Below are 6,281 nucleotides of genomic sequence, written 5' to 3'. Positions count from 1 at the left end.
TGCATCGTGAAGCCCGACGAATCGCCGAGGCCGCGCACGGCGCCGGGGACGAGCGCGAAGATCTGCGCGTCGCGCAGGCCGCTCAGCGCCTTGCGTGCCCGCTCGACGATTGCATCGGCCGTATTTTCCTTGCCCGGCCGGTCGTCCCAATGGGTGAGGTTCACGAAGCCTTGGCCGGTGTTCTGGCCCGCCGCCGCGCCGCCGCCGCCGCCCGCGATCAGGAACAGCGTCTGCGTGTTCGCTTTCTCATGCGTCAGCAGATATTTCTCGATTTCGTCGCGCACTTCGAGCGTGCGTGCCTGCGTGGCACCGGCGGGCAGGCGGAACTGGACCGAAACGCGCCCCTGATCCTCGTTGGGCAGGAAGCCGCTGGGCAGGCGCAGGAACAGGAAAACGAGCGCGCCGAGCAGCACGAGATAGATGCCGAGGAAGAGCCATTTGCGGTCGACGACCTTGGTCACGCTGCCGACATAACGTTCGACCGAGTGGTCGAAGCGCGTGTTGAAGCCGTTCTTCGCGCGTTCGAGGAAGGCATGGACGCGTGGAAAGCGCCCGCCACCGGACGTCGCGTCATGGTCCTTCGGCTTGAGGAGGGTCGAAGTGAGCGCGGGGCTCAGGATCAGCGCGACGAGCACTGACAGCATCATCGCCGAGATGATGGTGGCCGAGAATTGCCGGTAGATGACGCCGGTCGACCCGCCGAAAAAGGCCATCGGCAGGAACACCGCCGACAGCACGAGCGCGATCGCGATCAGCGCGACCTGCAATTCCTGCATCGACTGGATCGTCGCCTCGCGCGCCGACATGCCGGGGTTTTCTTCCATCAATCGCTCGACATTCTCGACGACGACGATCGCGTCGTCGACGAGCAGGCCGATCGCGAGCGTCAGCCCGAACAGGGTCAGCGTGTTGATGCTGAAGCCCAGTATATAGAAGATGCCGAAGGTGCCGAGCAGCACGACGGGTACCGCGATCGCGGGGATCAGCACCGCGCGCCAGCTTTGCAGGAAGACGAACATCACGAGGATCACGAGCAGGATCGCCTCGAACAGCGATTTCTGCACCTCGCTGACCGACAGCTTGATGAAGGCGGTCGCATCATTGGCGTAAGAATAGGTGAGGCCATCGGGGAAATCGGCGGCGAGTTCCTCCATCCGGGCCTTGACCCGGTCGGCGGTTTCGAGCGCGTCCGATCCCGGCGACAGCGAGATCGACATCCCGGCGCCCGGATGCCCGTTGATACGGACGATCGCGCTGTAGCTCTCGGCGCCGATCTCCACGCGCGCGACATCCTTGATGCGCACCGTCGATCCGTCGGGCAGCGTCTTCAGGACGATATTCTCGAACTCTTCGACCGTCTGCATCCGCGACTGGGCGGTCACCGTCGCATTGAGCATCTGCCCTTCGGGCGATGGCAGGCCGCCGACGTCGCCCGCCGCGACTTCGCTGTTCTGTGCGGTAATCGCCGAGATCACGTCGCTCGGCATCAGCGACACGGCGGTGAGACGTTGTGGATCCAGCCAGATGCGCATCGCGTGCGGCGATCCGAACACATTGACCTCGCCGACACCGTCAACGCGCGACAAGGGATCCTGGATGTTCGACGACAGGAAATCGGCGACATCGGGGAAGGATCGGGTGTTGGTGGTATCATAGACGCCGACGAGCAGCAGCGTATCCGAGTTCGATTTGGTGACGCGCACGCCCTGCGCCTGCACTTGTTGCGGCAGGCGCGAGATCGCCGACTGGATCTGGTTCTGGACCTGCACCTGCGCGATGTCGGGATCGGTGCCCTTCTCGAAGATCGCGGTGATATCGGCGCGCCCGCGCGAACTCGACTGCGAGCTGAAATAAAGGAGGCCGTCGATCCCGGTCAGTTGCTGTTCAAGCACCTGCGTGACGCTGTTCTCGATCGTTTCGGCCGACGCGCCCGGATAGCTCGCGCGGATATTGACCTGCGCAGGCGCGATGTCCGGATATTGCTCGATCGGCAGCGAAAAGAGCGCGCCCACACCGCCGAGCATGACGATGATCGCCAGCACCCACGCGAAGATCGGGCGGTTGATGAAAAGGCGCGACATGGCGTGCTACTTGCCCTTCGCCTCGGGGGCAGAGCCCTTCGGAGCCCCCACGCGTTGCGCGCTGCTCGCGGGCACCGGGCGGATCGGCGCGCCCTGTCGCAGATTGCCGATCCCCTGGGTGATCACGCGCTCGCCGGGCTTGAGCCCGTCGGTCACGACCCAGTTCGCGCCTGCGGTGCGGTCCGCGACGATCTTGCGCCGCGCCGCCTTGTTGTCCTTGCCGACGAGATAGACGAAGGCCGATCCGTCGAAGTCGCGCTGGACCGCGGCCTGCGGCAGCAGGATTGCCGACGGGTTCACCGCCTGGTCGAACATCGCGGTGACGAACATGCCGGGCAGCAGGACGCCCCTGGGATTGGGGAAACGCGCGCGGAGCGTCACCGTCCCCGTCGCTTCGTTGACGGTGACGTCCGAAAACTGGACCGTCCCCGCAAAGGGATAGGCGCTGCCATCCTCCATACGCAGCCGGACCGAGGTGCTGCCCGCAGTCACCCCGCCGCTTTCGATCGCCTGACGCAGCGTGGTGAGATCGGCGCTCGACTGCTGCATGTCGACATACATCGGGTCGGTCTGCTGGATCACCGCGAGCGGCGTCGCCTGGCTCGCGCTGACCAGTCCGCCCGGCGTGACGAGCGAGCGGCCGATGCGGCCGCTGATCGGCGCGGTGATCGTGGCGAAACGCAAGTTTATCCGCGCGGTTTCGAGCGCCGCGCCATTCTGCGCCACCGCGGCGCGCGCCATCCGTGCCTGCGCGAGCGCATCGGTATAGTCCTGCTCGGCGACCGCCTGCATCTTGGCGAGCGGTTCGAGCCGGCGCGCGCGCTCGTCGGCGGCCTGCGCGCTCGCGCGTGCGCTCGCCAGGTTGGCGGCCGCCTGATCGACCCCGGCCTGATAGAGACTCGCGTCGATCTGGTAGAGCGGCTGGCCCGCGCGCACGAAGCCGCCCTCGGTGAACAGCCGGCGCCGGATCAGGCCGTTCACCTGCGGCCGGACTTCGCTTGTTTCATAGGCGACGGCACGGCCGCCGAGCGATGTCGTAACCGGCACAGGTTCGACCTTGACGGTGACAAAGCCGACTTCGGGCGCGCCGCGGCCGTTCTTGCTGTCGTTCTGACCCGAGCAGGCGCCGAGCGACAGGCTCGCGGCACACAGCGCTCCGGCCAGCAACAGCGACCTTTTTTCCAGCATATTGGTTGTCTCGTATCGGTTCGCCGGAAGGCGGGGAGGAATTCGGCCCTATTCAACCGATCGGATAGCCGCATGCAAGCGCAATGCGGGCGTTGCGACAAATTACGACAATTTTCCGCTGCGGCGGATTTGCGGCCCAAGCCCGGGGTTACGGCGCGGCAGTTGTCCTACAATTAAACGCTTGACACCGGTGTATCAATTTTGGATAGTCTATGACACCGGTTACCTAAGCCGGGGACATAATGATAACAAGTGAGGGGGATGCTTCGGTCGGCCTCGGGGCCGCAGCGCCATGCACTCCTTCGGAAATTTCTGAAAAAGCGGTTCGCAATGGACCGGTGTTTTCGACGTGGGAGGATGACAATGGCTATTCGGACGAAGCGGGGTGCGTGCGCGTTGGCGAGGCTGGCAGGCGGGGTATCGCTCGCGATATTGGCGGCCGCGCCTGCTTATGCGCAGGATGCGGCGCCGCCCGCCGAGGAAGACGCGATCATCGTTACCGGCATCCGGGCGTCGCTCGAACAGGCCGCTGACATCAAGCGCGAGGCCGAGCAGGTGATGGACGTCATCACCGCCGAGGATGTCGGCAAGCTCCCCGACGCCAACGTAGCCGAGGCGCTCCAGCGCGTCACCGGTGTCCAGATCACCCGCGTTTTCGGCGAAGGCCAGTCGGTGTCGGTTCGCGGCCTCCAGCAGGTGCGCGTCGAGGTCGACGGTCGCACCCTGCTCGGCTGGTCGGCGCGCCTGTCGCCGCCCGAGAACGATCAGCTCGGCCGTTCGTCGGGCCTCGATTCGGTGCCGTCGAGCCTGTTCGGCCGGTTGGAAGTGCGCAAGTCGCCGCTCGCGAGCCAGGCCGAGGGCGGCCTCGGCGGAACGGTCAATCTCGTCACGCCGAAGCCCCTGTCGTTCAAGGAGCCGACGATCTCGGTCCGTGCGCAGGGTGTCTATTCGGAAAATTCGGACAAGTTCGAGCCGGCGATCACCGGCTTCGCAACGACCAAATTCGCGGACGGGCGCATCGGCGTCATGCTTGCCGGCGAATATCAGAAGCGCACCTCGGTGACGCAGACCTTCGAGCGCAACAATTTCCTGGGCCGCAATTATACCGGCACGGGGGGCGGGGCGATCCCGACCCCGGCCCTGCTGCAATATGAGCAGTTCACGGTCGACCGCTCGCGCCTCGGGCTCAACGGAGCGATCCAGTTCGAGGTGACGCCCGAATTCACGATCACCGCCGACGCACTCTATTCGAAGCTCAAGACCGGCCGCCGGCAGGATTTCTTCGCCTTCCGCCTGCCGACCGGCAGCAACCCGGTCACCAACCGCGTGGTGGAGGACGGCATGGTCGTCGCGGGCAATGCCAACGGTACCGTCACCACCGCGGGCCAGATCCGCAACGAGCCGACCGAAAGCTTCCTCTATGGTCTCAACGGCAAATATGAAGGCGATAACGGGCTGACGATCGAGGCCGACGGCTATTACAGCAAGGGCACGATCGATCAGACGATCCAGATCATCACGCTGCAGGCGACCGCGCCCGTCCCCGGCGCATTCGATTTCCGCGATAATACCATCCCGTCGCTGACGCTGAGCGGGCCGTTCGATCCGACCAGCTACGCCTCCTACAACCCCGCGAACAACGGCGTGCGCAGCAACCGCCTGCTCGGGTTGCTCGAGGAATGGACGGGCAAGCTCGACGTCAGCTACGAGACCGGCGGCGGCGTAACGATCGCGGCGGGGGTGCGCTATACCGACCTTCACGCGCGTTCGAATGCCTTTCGCAGCCAGGTCACGCCGACGCGCGCCGAGATCGAGCCGTACCTCAAGCTCGTCGATGCGGGCGATTTCCTGTCGGATATTCCGGGAACCTTCCCGCGCAGTTTCCTGAGCACCGCGCCGACCTTCGACTATGTCTTCGACCGCGCGCAGGCGGCAGAGCCCAACCCCGACCCGAACGGGCGTTCGACCCTGCTTCCCAATCTCCAGCGCGACTATGACTTCAGCGAAAAGACGCTCGCCGGCTATCTGATGGTGTCGGGCGAGGGCGAAATCGCCGGCATTCCCTACAAGGCGAACGCTGGCGTGCGCATCGCGTCGACGCGGCTGTCGGTCGACTCCTATGTCAACGTCGGCACCGTCAGCACGCTCCGCAACGACAAGAATCGCTATACCAACGTGCTGCCGAGCGCGAACATCGCGTTCAACGTCACCGACGATTTCCTGATCCGCGTGTCGGGGTCGCAGACGATGCAGCGTGCGTCGATCGCCGACCTTGCGCCGTCGACCTTCTTCAACGCGACGAACCTGTCGGTCACCGGCGGCAACGTCGACCTCGAACCGCCGATCTCGACGCAGGCCGATGTCAGCTTCGAATATTATACGGGCAAAAGCTCGCTGATCTCGGGCGCGGTCTTCTACAAGGACGTCAAGAATTTCATCGCGAGCTTCGTGACCACCGGCATCGACACCACGCTCGACCCGCAAGGCCGCGAGCTGACCTTCTCGCGCCCCGAGAACCTCTCGAGCGCGAAGATCAAGGGCTTCGAGATCGGTATCCAGCAGTTCATGGACTTCCTGCCGTCGCCGCTCGACGGCTTCGGGGTGATTGCGAACTATACCTATTCGGATTCGGAGGACAGCGCCGGCTTCCCGCTCGTCGCGGTGTCGAAGAACAGCTACAATCTCGTCGGGCTGTATGAGAAGGGCCCCTTCTCGGCGCGCATCGCGTATAACTATCGCGACGAGGCGGTGTTCGAATTCTCCGAGGGACGGCCGAGCTTCGTCGGCTCGCGCTCGCAGCTCGATGCGCAGGTCGGGGTCGACATTACCAAGAATATCGCGCTGTCGTTGCAGGCGCAGAATCTGATGCCGAAAAAATCGGCGACGACCGAGTATAGCAATTTCAACACGACCGCGCTCAACAGCTATGCCTTGTCCGAGCGGCGTTTCTCGGTCGGCGTGCGCGCGAAGTTCTGAAAAACCGTCCCGGCATGGCGGTGCGGGTCGCGCGCC

At 64.6% G+C, this 6,281-nt stretch carries 3 protein-coding genes; 1 reads left to right on the top strand and 2 read right to left on the bottom strand.

The features are described 5' to 3' along the window. On the bottom strand, nt 1-2,081 hold a 2,081-nt coding region (locus JHC57_RS11620), incomplete at its 3' end, for an efflux RND transporter permease subunit (protein ID WP_294030173.1). Between the two features lie 6 nt (nt 2,082-2,087). Further along, complete coding sequence (locus JHC57_RS11615) at nt 2,088-3,269, bottom strand: efflux RND transporter periplasmic adaptor subunit (protein WP_294030172.1); 1,182 nt, start codon at nt 3,267-3,269, stop codon at nt 2,088-2,090. A 363-nt stretch (nt 3,270-3,632) separates the two neighbouring features. Between JHC57_RS11615 and JHC57_RS11610 the strand changes: the two genes are divergently transcribed. Next, nucleotides 3,633-6,245, top strand: a complete 2,613-nt coding sequence (locus tag JHC57_RS11610) for a TonB-dependent receptor (RefSeq protein ID WP_294030171.1) — start codon at nt 3,633-3,635, stop codon at nt 6,243-6,245. Nucleotides 6,246-6,281: the final 36 nt, after the last annotated feature.

The organism is Sphingopyxis sp. (genome assembly GCF_016463645.1).
Classification (GTDB): Bacteria; Pseudomonadota; Alphaproteobacteria; order Sphingomonadales; family Sphingomonadaceae; genus Sphingopyxis.
Note: the sequence above shows the minus strand (reverse complement) of the source record. Positions and strands in the feature narration are given on the sequence as shown.